Source organism: Olivibacter sp. SA151 (assembly GCF_054130995.1).
Map to the genome: position 1 here is coordinate 5,762,561 of NZ_CP096391.1, position 15,891 is coordinate 5,778,451.

Here is a 15,891-nt window from a genome sequence, read left to right on the forward strand (position 1 = left end):
ATTCGCTTTCTAATCGAAGAAACTAAATTTGATGATGAAGACTTTCTTCCAAAAATGGATGGTTCTTTGGGGCCAGCGGTTGCTTACTCAATTTACCTAAGGTTAAATAGGTAAATAAACCAACGAAACCTAATATCGAACCGATCTCACTTAGACCAAAACCTCTGTGGTTTTCAACCGTTCCGGGCATAATCATGATATAATAATCTAACCAATGTCCAGCTAACAGCAGGATACATACAAAAAGCATGATATTTTCTTTCCTTTTAGCATCACGATCCATCAAAATCAGAACAGGAGCTACAAAGTTAATGATTATTGACAACCAAAACCAAGGTTTGTACTCGGGTTCCCATCTTTTATAGAAATATACCGTTTCTTCCGGAATGTTTGCGTACCAAATCAACATAAACTGTGCAAACCATACGTATGTCCAAAAGATAGAGAAACCGAAGATCAGTTTACCCATGTCGTGTAAATGGTTTTCATTCACCCAAGCTAAGTATCCAGCGCGTTTCAACAAAATAATTATTAAGGTGATCGCACATAAACCACTTACCCACATCGCAGCGAAGTTATACCAACCGAACATCGTTGAGAACCAATGTGCCTCCAAAGACATCACGGTATCGAAAGACCATATAGGCGTTGTAAAACCAAATATCACAAGAAATATTGCAGAAAATTTGAAGCTCTTCTTATAAGAATTCAAACTTCCTTCCAAGTCCTCTCTATAAGATAGTTTAGACAAGGCTGCACCTAAAATGCTGTAGCAGCCTAAAAATATAATCTGTCTGGCAAAAAAACCGGGTACATTTAGAAAAGCAGACTTTCCTGCTACTAAAGCATCGTAGTGAGGACTATTCGGATCCGTTATTCCATCGGCGTGCCAATGATGGTATAGATTATGTGTAAATAAGCCCGCAGCGGTGATTACGATCAAAATAATCGATGCGATCGGTAATACACTGGCAAATGCTTGCGGAATACGTAAAAGGCCTGTTGACCATCCGGCTTGGGATACAAACTGGATAGCTAAGAAACAAGCTCCTGCTGCACACACACAGGTAAAATAATATCCCATTAACAATAAATTGGCGAACATGCGGTGGCTACCGTCCACATAAAAGCCCGCAACAATCGCAATAACACCAATTATTATTGCTGCCAAGCTCCATGTTTTCGCCTTTCCAACGAATTCAAAGCGCTCGTCAAAATTATATGTAGTGTGACTATGAGTTCCCATTTGATATATAACTGTTTATAATACTATTTTTTTTGCAATTCATGAACATACATCACCACTTTCCATCGTTCTTCAGGTGATAATTGTGAAGCATGCGAGCCCATTAGATTTAATCCGTAGGTAATCGTATGGTAGATTTTACCATCGGTCAAGTCCTTCATTAATCCTCCACGCGAAGAGTTGCCCGTAGCATATGAAGGTGGCGGTGGAAACTTCTCCATGTTCACAATGGTTCCATCCCCGTGCCCTTCAGGCCCATGGCAAGGCGAGCAAAAAGCCTGAAATAAATGAGCCCCTTCCTTTAGGTTCTTTTCATTTCGTTCCAAAGGATTGTGCACATTTACACTTGCTGCTTCGTAGCCTTCTAAGGTATTTGGATAATCAAAACGTTCAAAACCTACGGGAGTAGTTCCCTCCGGTGGAGTCTGAGCCGTTTGCCCATTGGCAAAATTCTTATTGGGTTGGTCTGGATTATATCCTATTGGATCGTACATGTTTCTTGAGAATTCCCATCCTGTACTCCGCGTTGTTTTATCTCCACAAGAAGATACTATCGCCGCGAAAGCTATTGCAAAACATGCGGTTCCAAACAGTCTAGTCTTATTCATAGCTAACATATTTCCTTTCATTGTACAGTACTTCTACCGCACCTGCGTCTTTTAATAAGCTGTCAATTTTTTCGTGATCGGTGTTCGATCTAGCATCAATTGCAATTACGAAGCGATCGTCCGTTGCGCGCAAATCCATTACTCGTGGAGCTCTTCCCGGAAAAAGATGGCTTCTGAAGTAAAATGCAGCCACCATACCCAACGCACAAAACAGGATAGTTAGCTCGAATGTTACGGGAACAAAATCGGGCATTGGCAACGTCGGTTTACCACCGATAATCATAGGCCAGTCTTTATGCAGTGTATAATATAGCAAACTGATACCAGAGATGGTTCCGGTAATACCACATATGAAAGCTACGATTGGCAAACGAGATGGCGGAACACCTAATTTTGCCTCAATACCGTGTATTGGCATGGGTGTATATACATCGTAAATAGAAACGTTACTCTTTTGCAACTTATCTATTCCATCCATCAAATCGTCCGGATGTTCAAAATGTCCTAAAATATATTTTGTGTCGCTCATCTTTTTATTTTGCTAATTCTTTAATTTCCTCTTCGCTGACACTATCATACTTGTCGAGCGATTCTTTATAGAATTCAACCTGCTCCGATTTCAAATGCCCTTCTTTGATCAATTTGAGTTTTTGCTGGTGACTAGCGGAATGCAATAATAATTTAACCTCTGCAATTGCTATACCTGGCAATACGCGAAGGAATAACAAGAATAAGGTAAAGAATAAACCAATCGATCCAACAAACACACCTACATCTGTCCAGGTTGGATAGAACATAGCCCAGCTTGAAGGAATATAGTCGCGGTGCAAAGAAGTGACGATAATTACGAAACGTTCAAACCACATACCGATATTCACTACGATCGATAACACCCATGAAATTGGAATACTAGTGCGTATTTTCTTAAACCAAAATAACTGGGGAGAGATAACGTTACAAGTCATCATCGACCAATATGCCCACCAATATGGCCCTGCAACACGATTGGCGAAAGCATACATTTCATATTCTGAACCTGAGTACCAAGCGATAAACAACTCGGTAAGATAAGCAACCCCTACAATAGACCCGGTAACCATGATGATCTTGTTCATTGACTCGATGTGGAACATGGTTATGTAGTTTTCGAAATTCAAAACTTTCCGGGTAATCAAGAGTAAGGTTTGAACCATGGCAAAACCCGAGAAAATCGCACCCGCCACAAAGTAAGGAGGGAAAATGGTTGTATGCCATCCCGGGATAACCGAGGTTGCAAAGTCCATTGATACGATGGTGTGCACTGAAAGTACCAGCGGTGTAGAAATACCGGCTAATATCAATGATACGATTTCAAAGCGTTGCCAAGTCTTCACATTACCCGTCCAGCCGAACGACAAGATCGAATATATTCTTCTTCTTAAGCCAGTAGCGCGGTCACGAACCGTTGCAATATCCGGTAATAAACCTGTATACCAGAACACTAAGGATACTGTAAAATAGGTAGAGATCGCAAAAGCATCCCATACAAGGGGGGAGTTGAAGTTCACCCACAATGAACCGAATTGGTTCGGTAGCGGGAAAATCCAGTACGCCAACCAAGGACGCCCCATGTGAGCAACGACATAAGTTGCGGCACAGATTACGGCGAAGATTGTCATCGCCTCTGCTGAGCGGTTGATGGAGTTACGCCAATTTTGACGGAAAAGAAGCAATACCGCAGAAATCAACGTTCCTGCGTGACCGATACCCACCCACCATACGAAGTCGGTAATATCCCATGCCCAGCCTACCGTTTTGTTTAGGCCCCAAGCGCCGATACCCGTCCAAAATGTATAACTTACGCTAAAAACCCATAGTAGCGCACCCAAAGCAGCTACAGTGAAACCAATCCACCAAGCCGCATTTGGTTTATTCTCTACAGGTACGAGAATATCATTCGTTACCTTGGCATAAGTAATATTCTTACCGGTAACTAATGGTTCTCTAAGTATTGATTCGTTATGCGATGACATATTCTTATTTTTTCAGATCAATTAAACCGATTAAGCTTCAAAAGTATTTCTAACTTTAGTCATATAACCAATGTTAGGTTGTACGTTAATTTCTTCCAGTACATAATAAACACGCTCATTTCTCAACGCCTTTGATACCTCTGAATTAGGATCATTGATATCGCCGAAGATAATGGCATTAGCAGAACATGCTGCTGCGCAAGCCGTATTTATATCACCGTCTCTCAACTTACGTTTTTCCAATTTCGCTTTCAATTTTCCACCTTGGATGCGTTGTAAACACATGGTACATTTTTCCATCACACCACGTGATCTAGAGGTAACATCCGGGTTCAACACTAATTGAGTGAACTCATTGTTCAGGTAATTATCAAAGCGCGAATCATTCCAATAGTTGAACCAGTTAAAACGACGTACTTTATATGGACAGTTGTTCGCACAGTAACGTGTACCAAAACATCTGTTATAAGCCATATGGTTCAAGCCTTCTGAAGAGTGAACGGTAGCCAATACCGGACACACGGTTTCGCAAGGGGCATGATCGCAATGTTGGCACAGCATGGGTTGGAAAACAACCGATACATTATCCAGATTAGCATTTTCTCTGCTTAGTCTGTCTAATTCCTTTTCCTCTGTTACTTGTTCGCCATCATGCTCGAAGCTATAATAGCGGTCAATTCTTAACCAGTGCATTTCGCGGCGGCGACGTACTTCATCCCGTCCGACAACCGGCACATTGTTTTCCACATTACAAGCCACCACACAGGCACCACATCCCGTACAAGCATTCAGGTCGATCGCCATAACCCATTTATGCCCCGGCGACTCAAACTTATCCCACAAGTCGTAAGTCTTATGCTTTTCGCCGTGATTACCACTTCCGTGCGCAGGGTCCTTCACGTAATCTTTAAAAGTAGTTTCCCTGATTACATTGCGTCCTTCAATGGTATGGTGTGTTTGTGTTTGTGCTAATTCATAGGTTCTTGAAACCTTTTCTAACTTAGCGGTTGTATTAAATTGGAGTGTACCATTCACGAACTTAGCAAATGGATACGCATTTTGTCCAACCTCGTTCCCTGCTTTACCAGCCTTCGTTCTACCGTATCCAATAGCAATAGACACTGTACCTTGAGCTTGTCCCGGTTGCAACAGCACCGGCAGTTCCACTGAATAGCCGTTCTCTCCTGTAACCTTTACTACGCTATTCTCGCCAAGCCCTAAGCTCTCTGCAAATTTAGGCGCAATGGCGACGTAGTTGTCCCAAGTCACCTTTGAAATAGGATCCGGTAACTCGTGCAAGTACGCGTTATTTCCCTGTTTACCATCTCTTATGGCCACACTTTGATATAATTGTACTTCCACATCTTTAGCCAAGGCTTTGCTAGCGCTCACTGCAGCCGCAGCAGCTGCGTTTACATCTCCTGCAAAGCTATAAGCTTGCGCGGGTTTGTCGCCTTTATATTCAAAGCCAGCTTGCAGCACATTTTCCCAGGTTTTACCGGTGCCGGCTAGTATATTCTTTTCCCAGTTTTCTTTTACAAAATCATGGTAAGCAAGCGCATTGTCTGACCATATAAGTAAGCTTTGCTCGGCTTGACGGGTATTAAATACCGGATTGATTGTAGGTTGAACGACTGTAAAGTACCCTTCTCTTGCGTTACTATCTCCCCAAGACTCTAAATAGTTATGATTAGGCGCTAAAATATCTACCAATTCCGCCGTTTCATCCTCACGATCAGCAAAAGATACTTTGAGCTTAACTTTGGCTAAAGCGCCTTTGACTTTTTCGCGGTCAAAATAATCGTATGCTGGATTCACATTTAAGAAAAAGGCTACGTCTACTTGACCGGCAGCAGCTTCATTCAAGAAAGTTGTAAAGTCAGAATCATTTCCTTTATACTGATAAGATACATTATCTAAATCGATCGTGCTTCCGTAATTGTTTAAGGCTGCATTGATGGCATTGGCAAGTGTTTGCAAAGCAACGTCATTACTTCCTGCTACCACCACCGATCTGCCTTTTGCATTCAGAAGTTCTTTTGATACAAGACCAACTACCTTCTGTGCCTTTTCATTAGCCGAAAGACCTCCTGCTAAAGAAGCTCCTGTAATTGCGTTATACAATGAGACAAGCACCGCAGCTTCCTCGGAAGGCTTAACCGCAACGCGCGCATCTGCATTTGCGCCAGTCATACTTAATCCACTTTCGAATTGAATATGACGCGACATTTTTTTGTTTTCAAGCGACTTATATCCGCGATTATCGGCATATTGTTGTGTATGCTCTTCTCCCGCTAACCAAGTTCCTAAGAAATCCGCACCCACACTCACGATCACATCCGCCTTATCAAAACGATAGTGAGGAATAGAGGCCTTACCGAAACTTGCTTGATTTGCTTTTATAATACCCGCATAGGACACGGCATCTACCTCAACCAGCTTAGCAGTTGGGTATTTGGCGATGAAACCTGCTATTGCAGCTAATGCTGAAGGGCTATTGATGGAAGACGAGATGATTCGTATTTGTTTACCGGCGCTGTTAGCTGCATTTAAGGCTGCTTTAACTTGTGCGTCAACCGACTCCCAATCCGCTTCATTACCTTTGATCTTCGGTCCTTTCAACTTGGACATATCATAAAGGTCTAAAACGGATGCCTGCGTTGCTGCATCAGTTCCCCGATTTACACCGATTGATTTAGGATTCGGTTCGATCAATATAGGTCTACCCTCTCTCGTTTTAACCAAGATACTCTGACCATTGTAACTAGACGCGTAATAATTTGGAATACCCGGAGTCACTTCCTCCGGTTTTATTAAATAGGGTATAGATTTATGTACCGGGGTGCTTTGGCAAGCCGCTAGCGAAACTGCTCCCAATCCAAAACCTAACGCTTTCAAAAAGTCGCGACGAGGTGTTTTTGTACTTAAACCGGCCTCGTTTAATACGTTCTCTATAGGAAGGGATTCTGCGAACTCACCTTTGCTGTTTTTTACAAAAGCAGGTGTTTGTTCCAGTTCTTCTAAGCCTTTCCAATATTTCTTGTTGCTATCCATTTAAGCTATATATATTAAAGATGCGTATTCTCAATTTATTAATAATGACATTTACCACATTCAAGGCCACCAAGTGATGCAGCTGTAATCTTGTCGCCCTCTTTTAGTTTCTCATGAGCAGCGATCAGCTGATCGTAGTATGCATTGTCCTTGTGATTAACTTCTGTTTCACGGTGGCAATTCACACACCATTTCATGGTTAAAGGAGAGTATTGATAAACTTCTTCCATGGTCTCAATCGGTCCATGACAACGCTGACATTCGATTCCTGCAACTGAAACGTGTTGCGAGTGATTAAAGTAAGCGAAGTCGGGCAAGTTATGGATTCTAACCCATTGAATTGGACGTTGATTAGGTCCATACTTTTGACCATCCCAATCCAATGCATTGTAGATTTTTTGGATTTCAGGTGAAGTTTCTCCATTATACTTCTCACTGGCTGTAACGTATTTATGGCAGTTCATACAAACGTTCGCAGAAGGAATGGAAGCATTTTTTGATTTAAATGCGCCCGAATGGCAGTATTGGCATTCGATCTGATTAACGCCCGCATGCAATTGGTGAGAGAACTTAATCGGTTGAACCGGTTTATAACCTTGGTGAACACCGACATTCCACAATGTTTTCCAACCTGCCGAACCAAGGAAAGCTACCAAGCCAAGTACAAAGAAGAAAACCAATTTTTTATTCTTAGCTAACTTTTTAAGGGTCCCTAAGTAGTCTTTACCTTCTGTTTCTTCCTCTTCTTCCTCAATAAGCACCTTTTTGTTAAGAATGATTCGTTCCAAAGTTTTGATAACACGGTTCAGCACAACAATCACAATGAACGCGATTACAATTACCGCAATCAATCCGTACAGCATAAAATCACTCACGTCATCGCTCTTGGCAGCTGCAGCATCACCTCCCGCAGTTTTACCATCTCCACCGGCAGGAGCCTGTGAAGCATCGTCGATGTAGGCTAATATGTTTTTGATATTGTCATCGGACAAATCAGGGAAAGGAGTCATCACGACCTTGTTGTGCCCTTCAAAAAGCGCAACCGCTTGTTCGTCTCCCGCAGCAACTAAAGCCTGTGAATTTCTAATCCACTTAATCAACCATTCTTCCTCATGTCTTTTGCTTACATCTTTCAATGCAGGGCCAACCAGATCCTTATCGATGGCGTGACACGAGGTACATTTCTGTTTAAACAGAGACGCCCCTTCTTTAACGTCCTGCGCACGGGCAGACACAGCTGCCATACTTAGTACTGAAACTAAGATCAAGGACTTTACAACACTTCTAAAAAGTAACGAGATGTTTCTCATATTGAGAGCTTTATACTATTTTATATGAATGTAACCTAACAGATTCAAAGATGCACTGGGCATACCTCTTTAAAACCTGAGCACAAAAGTATAACTAATTAAGATATCAGTGACAATTTCGTGACTTTAATTATCAATTTATAATGATTCTAAATTGTTTTAAATCGCCTCTATTTAGTTTTCTAAGCCCTTTTTTAAAGGCCCGTCAAAAATCATCCGAAAAAATACGGGAAGGGAATTTGAAATATTAAAAAAATATTATTACTCTATTTAAGAAAGCGGCTATAAGCTCCGGCCATGGTCGAAATTTAGGTTGCAGGATGACATCCTACGGGCTGAAAAACAAGAAAGGAGCTCAAGAGCTCCTTATAAAATATTACTGTTTTAATATCCAGGCAAAAATTAATGGTGCAACGATGGTGGCATCTGATTCAACAATGAATTTAGGTGTTTCTATCCCTAGCTTTCCCCATGTAATTTTTTCATTGGGTACCGCGCCTGAGTAAGAGCCATAAGATGTAGTTGAATCTGATATCTGACAGAAATAACTCCAGAACGGAATATTCTCCATTTCCATGTCTTGATAAAGCATGGGCACAACACAAATCGGAAAGTCGCCCGCTATACCTCCCCCAATCTGAAAAAAGCCAATGCCTTTACCATCACTATTTTTTACGTACCAATCTGCCAGGTAAGCCATATATTCAATTCCGCTTTTCATGGTGGAAGCTTTCAACTCGCCTTTAATCACATAGGAAGCGAAGATATTTCCCATCGTGCTGTCTTCCCATCCAGGTACCACAATCGGAAGATTCTTTTCTGCGGCAGCCAACATCCACGAGTTCTTTGGATCGATTTCGTAATATTGTTCTAACACACCGCTTTTCAGCATTTTGTACATATACTCGTGCGGGAAATAACGTTCTCCCGCCTGTTCAGCATCCTTCCATATTTTGTGGATATGTTGCTGTAATCTCCTGAAAGCTTCTTCCTCCGGAATACAGGTGTCTGTTACGCGGTTATAGTGATTTTCTAATAGATCCCATTCGTCTTGTGGACTCAAATCTCGGTAATGAGGCACTCTTTTATAATGAGAGTGTGCTACCAGATTCATGATATCTTCTTCTAGGTTAGCCCCGGTACAGCTAATAATGGAAACCTTATCTTGACGGATCATTTCGGCTAGGGAAATTCCCAGTTCGGCCGTACTCATTGCTCCTGCCAACGTAATCATCATTTTGCCCCCCGCATCCAAATGGGCTTCATAGCCTTTGGCAGCATCTACCAACGATGCGGCATTAAAATGCAGGTAATTTTTCTCTATAAATTGTGATATTGGACCTCTTTCAACACTCATGATATATGTGTTTTGTTTTAGTTGACAAAGATAGGATTTTTATGGAGATCAGCGATCGGATATCAACCAATAAAACGGAAATAAAACAGCAAACGGATAGCTAATGGCTGATGGCTTTTGACTAACTTTGCACTATGAAGAAAGTTGCCATACTCTATGTCATAGTTATCCTGTTTCTTTTTTCTTACCATTCTGCCTTCGCTTGGGGGCTTACCGGTCATCGTGTGGTAGGTGCGCTTGCCGATCAACATTTAAGCAAGCGGGCAAGAAAAAATATTCAGGAAATTCTGGGTAATGAATCTTTAGCAATGGCTGCGAATTGGCCCGACTTTATAAAATCTGACCCAGCCTACAATTATTTAGGCAGTTGGCATTATGTAAATTTTAAAAGCGGCCTGACTTACGAACAGCTAAGCCAACAACTACATAGCGACACGACCGCTAATGCTTACAACAAGCTCCTTATGTTGATTCAGCAGCTTAAAAATCGACATTCTTTAGATAAAGCCACTCAGGTAATGTACCTTCGTCTTATTATACATATTGTGGGCGACATCCATCAACCGATGCATACGGGCCGCTTTGAAGATCTAGGAGGTAATAAGATCAAACTCTATTGGTTCAATATCCCCACGAATCTCCATCGAATTTGGGATGAGCAATTGATAGATTTTCAGCAGCTAAGTTTTACGGAATATACCCAATCGATTAATTTCAGCACAAAGGAACAGCGCGCTATGTGGCAGAACAGCTCATTGGAAAACTGGCTGTATGAATCTTACCAGATTAGTGAATCTTTGTATAAAGATGTCCAACCTGAAGAGAAGCTCAGCTATCGCTATAACTTCGATCATATCAACACGCTGAATCAACAACTACTAAAGGGTGGAATCCGACTGGCTAAAATACTTAACGATTTGTTTGGTTAGCACTTAGGTGTTAAGTATTCGCATTTAGCTCTGCCGCCTATTTAGAAAAAACCCATATTTTTTCAGGTGTTACGCAGCTATCCAAAGGAATGTCATGTGCTTCACAATCAATAATCTTATCAACGGGATCAAATAGCGACAAACCAATTTTGCGAATATCCGGACGGCATTCGCTTAAAAAGCGATCATAATAGCCCTTGCCATAACCTACCCGGTTCCCCTCCATGTCAAAACTTAGCAAAGGTAAGAGCACAGCATCTATCAATCCTACCGCTACTTGGTTGGTCGATCCTCCGGGCTCTACGATGCCCCACTTGTTTTTCATTAATGCTTGTTCGCCCAACACGTAATGGGTCATTATGTTCTTCTGCAAATCGCTTTTTGGCACCACAATTTTTGTATTGGGATAATTCACCTTTATGTAGTCAATGAGGAGAAATGTATTAGGCTCTCTTTTTTCCAATATAGGCAGAAAGGTATGGAGGTACGCAATTCCGTCCATTGGCAAGGACTGAAAGTTTCTCAGCAAACTTGCATTGAGCTGATGGTACTGCGTATCCGACAATTGATCGCGCATAAACTTAAACCGCAATCTGCTAGCTTGTTTTGTATACATTCCGTCTGCTATATTAAAAGACAAATAAAAAACGGCCTTAGAGAAGAGCTCTCAAAGACCGCCTAATCAACCTAAACCTAAAAACTTAATCAAATTATTTCACCCGTTCGATATAATCCCCGGTTCTGGTATCAACCTTAACTTTATCACCCTGGTTGATGAACAAGGGAACACGAATTTCAACGCCCGTTTCCACGGTAGCGCTTTTCAGGGCGTTTGTAGAGGTATCGCCTTTCACAGCAGGTTCCGTATAAGTAATCTCAAGCTCTACCGTAGTAGGTGTTTGAGCCATAATCGGTTCCTCACTTTCAAAGGCCACCAATACATTCATACCCTCTTTCAAGAACCGTGCCGAATCACCAAAAAGCGATTTGGGGATATTATATTGCTCAAAAGAGACATTATCCATTACAACGAAAAAGTCTCCTTCATCATAAAGGTATTGATAATCGTTCGTCTCAACACGCGCAATCTCAACCTCCTCATCGGTACGGAAGCGATACTCCACCAACTTACCCGTTCTAACGTTGCGCATCTTCGCTTGATAAAAAGCACGTAGGTTTCCCGGAGTTCTATGAATATACTCATCTACAGATACCAATTCGCCGTTAAAACGCAATATATTGCCCGTCTTGACATCAGAAGCTTTAGCCATATCTATAAGTTATTATGTAAAAACATTTTTTCGGTGGTGCAAAGGTAACCTTAAAATTTGGATTCCCAAAAATTTAGTCGCCTAGTAGTTTTTATACTGCTCAATATGAATTTGATGCTGACAAAAGCTATATTCATGTTCTTGATTGGAACAAATAATCAGCAATTTGTTCTTGGCGAATCGCTCAATCAGATTAAGATACCAAGCGATCCCCTGTGTATCCAAATTGGATGTGGGTTCATCTAAAAATAAGGCAGGGGTTTGCGAACAGCAAGCCAAGGCCAATTTCGTGCGCTGTCTCATTCCGGACGAAAAGTAGCGTAGTTCTTTGTCCGCAGCGCGTTCGAGATCCAATAATTCAACTAGCAATTGTGCGTTCAGGCCTTCTTCCATTCGTTTAAAAGAAAAGTGAAAATCGATTAATTCACGTAGCGTAAACTCTTCGATCAGCTCTTGGTAGGGCGCCGCTAAAGCACTCGAGGAAAAAAACATATCCGCATCCAGTTTCTGATCTTCATCGAGGTATCGAATGGTGCCTTCGGATGCTGTAAGACTACCGATCAACACCTGAAGTAAGGTTGATTTACCGGACCCGTTAGGGCCTAAAATCGCATAACTATTTCCATGCAAAAAATGGTAATTGATCGATTTAAAAATCCACTCTCGATTGAAACGCCGACCGATATTTTCGAGTATGATATCCAAGTGCTAATCCTCCAGCAGTAAAACACCATAAGCAGCTTAATGCTGCTTAGGTTAAAATCTTACAGCGCAACCTTTCCTTGGCCAAAGCCTTTCATAATTCCGCGATTAGAGCTTCGCACAAAGTCCAGGATCTCGTCGCGAATCTCCGTTGGTTGGCATTCCGTTTCAATGATATCCAAGGCTTTCGTTAAATTGTTGTTTTTCACAAACATGGTACGATAGATATCTTGGATTTCGTTGATTTGCTCAGATGAAAAGCCCCTGCGCCTTAAGCCGACAGAATTAATCCCCACATAAGAAAGTGGCTCTCTCGCTGCTTTAACAAAGGGCGGAACATCTTTACGAACCAAAGAACCTCCTGCAACAAACGCATGAGACCCAATATGGCAAAACTGATGAACAGCAACCATGCCCGCCAACACCACATAATCGCCAACTGTAATATGCCCCGCTAACGTGCTGCTATTTGAAAAAATACAATTATTACCAACAAAACAATCGTGGGCGATATGACTATATGCTTGGATAAGGCAATTATTTCCAACTACCGTACGCCATCTATCTTTTGTGCCTCTATTAATGGTCACACATTCGCGGATGGTGGTATTATCACCAATTTCAGCGGTAGTGTCTTCACCCGCAAATTTGAGATCCTGCGGGATGCCACTTATTACCGCCCCAGGGAAAATACGACAATTTTTCCCGATACGCGCGCCATCCATGATAACAACATTCGAGCCTATCCATGTTCCTTCGCCTATTTCTACGTTTTTATGAATAGTTACAAAAGGTTCGATCACTACATTTTCCGCGATTTTGGCTTGCGGATGTATATATGCCAATGGTTGGATCATCTTATTGCTCTTTAATTTCTTCTTTTATCTTAACTATCTGTGCCATCAATTCTGCTTCTACCACAATCTTTTCGCCAACCATGCCAACACCTTTCATTTGCGCGATACCCCTTCTTATCGGTTGCAATAAACTACAGTGAAAAATAATAGTATCTCCCGGCTTCACCTGTGCTTTAAACCGAGCGTTCTCAATTTTCAAAAATAAGGTGATATAATTCTCCGGGTCGGGTACGGTATTTAACACCAATATGCCTCCTGTTTGTGCCATGGCCTCAATTTGAAGAACTCCGGGGAATAGCGGCTCATTTGGAAAATGCCCCATGAAGATGTCTTCATTCATTGTCACATTCTTCAAACCCACCACATGAGTTTTTGTAAGTTCCAGAATCTTATCCACCATCAGCATCGGCTGCCTATGGGGTAAAATCTTCATAATCTGCGCCGTATCATAAACGGGGGTCATATTCGGATCGTAAACCCGCACATACTTCTTGTTCTTTTCCCTACTAATCTGCGCTTTGATCTTTTTGGCAAATGCCACATTGGCAGCATGCCCGGGACGTGCAGCCATGATATGTCCCTTCAACGGCCGCCCTACTAAGGCCAAATCGCCAATCATATCCAACAACTTATGCCGTGCCGGCTCATTCTGATGGCGAAGCTTAATATTATTCAGGATACCTTCCCTTGCCACATCGATATCTTCCCGATTAAAGAGTTTCGCTAAATGCTTCAGCTCATCTTTACTCACATCTTTATCGACTACTACAATCGCGTTATTTAAATCACCTCCTTTAATCAGATTATGTTCAAGCAACATTTCTAATTCATGCAAGAAACAAAACGTTCTGGACGAGGCAATTTCCTTTTTAAATTCGCTGATGCTAGTAATAGCAGAGTGTTGACTTCCCAATACGGGTGAATTGTAATCAATCATACAGGTAAATCGATACCCATCTAAAGGCATCGCAACCATCTCTACTTTTCTATCAGCTTCGGTATAATGTATATTATGAGGTATTTCGTAATATTCCCGATCTGCTTCCTGATCTTTATACCCTGCCTTCTCAATGGCTTCTACGTAAATTAAAGCACTCCCATCCATAATCGGAACTTCAGGGCCATCAATTTCTATCAGCACATTATCAATCTCCATTCCTACTAAGGATGCCAGTAAGTGTTCTACTGTGCTTACGCTTGCGCCGTTTTGTGTAATCGTGGTTCCTCTCGAAGTGTCTGAAACGTTATCCACGTCAGCATCGATGATGGGCTGACCTTCTAAATCTATTCGTTTAAATTTATATCCATGATTTACAGGTGCCGGCTTAAAAACTAATGTAGCATGTTTACCAGTGTGGAGGCCAACCCCTGAAATCGTAATTTCTGAATTAAGTGTTCTTTGTTTAACGTTCATCTCTTCCTAATAATTTAAGGCTAGCATACGCTGTCGCCGCTAGTACTCATTTATTCTTCGTCAAGTTTTTTAATTAGTTTTTCAATTTGATCCAAGCGGCGTTCCAAATCCGGTAATCGCTGCAATACTACTTGTGCTCGCATCTGATTCTGGAACTGACTTGCCGGTGTTCCCGCCCATTTCAACCCGGGGGTATCTATAGAACGGTTGATACCGGATTGCGCCTGCACTTGTGTACCATCAGCTATCGTGATATGTCCTACGGCACCTACTTGTCCTCCTAAAACTACATTCTTACCGATTTTTGTACTTCCTGAGATACCTGTTTGAGCAGCTATAACTGAATTTTCTCCAACCTCCACATTATGCGCCAACTGAATTAAATTATCCAGTTTTACACCTTTTCGAATGATTGTATGTCCCATCGTTGCACGATCGATTGTGGAATTAGAGCCGATTTCAACATCATCTTCTATAACAACGTTTCCGATTTGACTTATTTTACGATAGGTACCATCCTCTTGTGGAGCGAAGCCAAAACCATCGCTTCCTATAACAGTGCCTGAATGGATCACCACATTTTTTCCTAAAACACAATCGTGATATATTTTTACACCGGGGAATAAAATACTCCCCGCGCCTATCTTAACATTATCGCCAATGTACACCTGCGGATAAATGCTTACATTATCTTCTAGTACAACATTGTCTCCGATATAAGAAAAAGCCCCTACATATACATCCTCCCCTAGCTTAGCGGAGGGATGGATATAGGAGGGCGTTTCTACTCCCGTTTTATGAAAACGGAATTTATTATATTGCTCTAATAGCAAGGTAATTGCCGTATAGGCATTCTTCACTCGAATAAGCGTGGCACTTATCGGCTCCTCAACCGTTAAGTCATTATTGACAATAACAATGGATGCTTCTGTCGTGTAAAGGTAGTTTTCATATTTAGGGTTAGCTAAAAAAGTAAGCCCCCCTTGGCTAGCTTCTTCGATTTTTTCAACCCTCGATACCACAACATCTTCGTTTCCCTCTATAGAACCATCAATGATTTCGCTAATTTGTTTGGCAGTAAATTGCATCGCGCAAATTTATGTGTTAAATTTTTATGAACAAATTTTAAAT

At 41.6% G+C, this 15,891-nt stretch carries 14 protein-coding genes; 1 reads left to right on the forward strand and 13 read right to left on the reverse strand.

From position 1 onward, the window contains the following. Positions 1–22: 22 nt before the first annotated feature. From M1D52_RS23525 to M1D52_RS23555, 7 genes are all read right to left on the reverse strand, one after another. Entirely contained in the window at positions 23–1,246 is a 1,224-nt protein-coding gene (locus M1D52_RS23525; RefSeq protein WP_013664842.1) for a hypothetical protein, read from the reverse strand. A gap of 23 nt (positions 1,247–1,269) precedes the next feature. Further along, the gene (locus tag M1D52_RS23530) at positions 1,270–1,875 is read right to left on the reverse strand and encodes a c-type cytochrome (RefSeq protein WP_013664841.1); all 606 of its coding nucleotides are present in this window, start codon (positions 1,873–1,875) and stop codon (positions 1,270–1,272) included. After that, positions 1,847–2,383: a DUF3341 domain-containing protein gene (locus M1D52_RS23535; protein ID WP_013664840.1), complete on the reverse strand. Its 537-nt coding sequence runs from the start codon at positions 2,381–2,383 to the stop codon at positions 1,847–1,849. Before M1D52_RS23535 ends, M1D52_RS23530 begins: the two co-directional genes overlap by 29 nt. A gap of 4 nt (positions 2,384–2,387) precedes the next feature. Further along, entirely contained in the window at positions 2,388–3,866 is a 1,479-nt protein-coding gene (nrfD, locus tag M1D52_RS23540; RefSeq protein WP_013664839.1) for an NrfD/PsrC family molybdoenzyme membrane anchor subunit, read from the reverse strand. 30 nt (positions 3,867–3,896) lie between these two features. Then, positions 3,897–6,920: a TAT-variant-translocated molybdopterin oxidoreductase gene (locus M1D52_RS23545; RefSeq protein WP_437393730.1), complete on the reverse strand. Its 3,024-nt coding sequence runs from the start codon at positions 6,918–6,920 to the stop codon at positions 3,897–3,899. 38 nt (positions 6,921–6,958) lie between these two features. Next, the gene (locus M1D52_RS23550) at positions 6,959–8,230 is read right to left on the reverse strand and encodes a cytochrome c3 family protein (RefSeq protein ID WP_013664837.1); all 1,272 of its coding nucleotides are present in this window, start codon (positions 8,228–8,230) and stop codon (positions 6,959–6,961) included. A 376-nt stretch (positions 8,231–8,606) separates the two neighbouring features. After that, on the reverse strand, positions 8,607–9,587 hold the full coding sequence (locus tag M1D52_RS23555; RefSeq protein ID WP_013664836.1) for a deoxyhypusine synthase family protein: 981 nt from the start codon (positions 9,585–9,587) through the stop codon (positions 8,607–8,609). 134 nt (positions 9,588–9,721) lie between these two features. Here M1D52_RS23555 and M1D52_RS23560 point away from each other — a divergent pair, with 134 nt between their 5' ends. Beyond that, positions 9,722–10,516 carry a S1/P1 nuclease gene (locus tag M1D52_RS23560; RefSeq protein WP_437393732.1) on the forward strand — a complete coding sequence of 265 codons (795 nt, stop codon included), beginning with the start codon at positions 9,722–9,724 and terminating at the stop codon, positions 10,514–10,516. Between the two features lie 37 nt (positions 10,517–10,553). On the opposite strand, the gene M1D52_RS23565 is transcribed toward M1D52_RS23560, so the two are convergent. The 6 genes from M1D52_RS23565 to lpxD form a co-directional block, all read right to left on the reverse strand. After that, positions 10,554–11,132, reverse strand: coding sequence for a 5-formyltetrahydrofolate cyclo-ligase (locus M1D52_RS23565; RefSeq protein ID WP_437393733.1), 579 nt, complete (start codon positions 11,130–11,132; stop codon positions 10,554–10,556). A gap of 94 nt (positions 11,133–11,226) precedes the next feature. Continuing rightward, positions 11,227–11,787: an elongation factor P gene (efp, locus tag M1D52_RS23570; RefSeq protein WP_013664833.1), complete on the reverse strand. Its 561-nt coding sequence runs from the start codon at positions 11,785–11,787 to the stop codon at positions 11,227–11,229. A gap of 81 nt (positions 11,788–11,868) precedes the next feature. Continuing rightward, positions 11,869–12,492, reverse strand: a complete 624-nt coding sequence (locus M1D52_RS23575) for an ABC transporter ATP-binding protein (RefSeq protein ID WP_437393734.1) — start codon at positions 12,490–12,492, stop codon at positions 11,869–11,871. Between the two features lie 59 nt (positions 12,493–12,551). Beyond that, positions 12,552–13,346, reverse strand: coding sequence for an acyl-ACP--UDP-N-acetylglucosamine O-acyltransferase (gene lpxA, locus M1D52_RS23580; protein WP_130854496.1), 795 nt, complete (start codon positions 13,344–13,346; stop codon positions 12,552–12,554). A gap of 1 nt (position 13,347) precedes the next feature. Beyond that, positions 13,348–14,760: a bifunctional UDP-3-O-[3-hydroxymyristoyl] N-acetylglucosamine deacetylase/3-hydroxyacyl-ACP dehydratase gene (locus M1D52_RS23585; RefSeq protein ID WP_013664830.1), complete on the reverse strand. Its 1,413-nt coding sequence runs from the start codon at positions 14,758–14,760 to the stop codon at positions 13,348–13,350. Between the two features lie 50 nt (positions 14,761–14,810). Continuing rightward, the gene (gene lpxD / locus M1D52_RS23590; protein WP_013664829.1) at positions 14,811–15,848 is read right to left on the reverse strand and encodes a UDP-3-O-(3-hydroxymyristoyl)glucosamine N-acyltransferase; all 1,038 of its coding nucleotides are present in this window, start codon (positions 15,846–15,848) and stop codon (positions 14,811–14,813) included. Positions 15,849–15,891 lie beyond the last annotated feature (43 nt).

Coding starts and splice junctions, on each gene's coding strand:
- M1D52_RS23525 (WP_013664842.1), bottom strand. CDS start 1,246: ATGGGAACTCATAGTCACACTACATATAATTTTGACGAGCGCTTTGAA.
- M1D52_RS23530 (WP_013664841.1), bottom strand. CDS start 1,875: ATGAAAGGAAATATGTTAGCTATGAATAAGACTAGACTGTTTGGAACC.
- M1D52_RS23535 (WP_013664840.1), bottom strand. CDS start 2,383: ATGAGCGACACAAAATATATTTTAGGACATTTTGAACATCCGGACGAT.
- nrfD (WP_013664839.1), bottom strand. CDS start 3,866: ATGTCATCGCATAACGAATCAATACTTAGAGAACCATTAGTTACCGGT.
- M1D52_RS23545 (WP_437393730.1), bottom strand. CDS start 6,920: ATGGATAGCAACAAGAAATATTGGAAAGGCTTAGAAGAACTGGAACAA.
- M1D52_RS23550 (WP_013664837.1), bottom strand. CDS start 8,230: ATGAGAAACATCTCGTTACTTTTTAGAAGTGTTGTAAAGTCCTTGATC.
- M1D52_RS23555 (WP_013664836.1), bottom strand. CDS start 9,587: ATGAGTGTTGAAAGAGGTCCAATATCACAATTTATAGAGAAAAATTAC.
- M1D52_RS23560 (WP_437393732.1), top strand. CDS start 9,722: ATGAAGAAAGTTGCCATACTCTATGTCATAGTTATCCTGTTTCTTTTT.
- M1D52_RS23565 (WP_437393733.1), bottom strand. CDS start 11,132: ATGTATACAAAACAAGCTAGCAGATTGCGGTTTAAGTTTATGCGCGAT.
- efp (WP_013664833.1), bottom strand. CDS start 11,787: ATGGCTAAAGCTTCTGATGTCAAGACGGGCAATATATTGCGTTTTAAC.
- lpxA (WP_130854496.1), bottom strand. CDS start 13,346: ATGATCCAACCATTGGCATATATACATCCGCAAGCCAAAATCGCGGAA.
- M1D52_RS23585 (WP_013664830.1), bottom strand. CDS start 14,760: ATGAACGTTAAACAAAGAACACTTAATTCAGAAATTACGATTTCAGGG.
- lpxD (WP_013664829.1), bottom strand. CDS start 15,848: ATGCAATTTACTGCCAAACAAATTAGCGAAATCATTGATGGTTCTATA.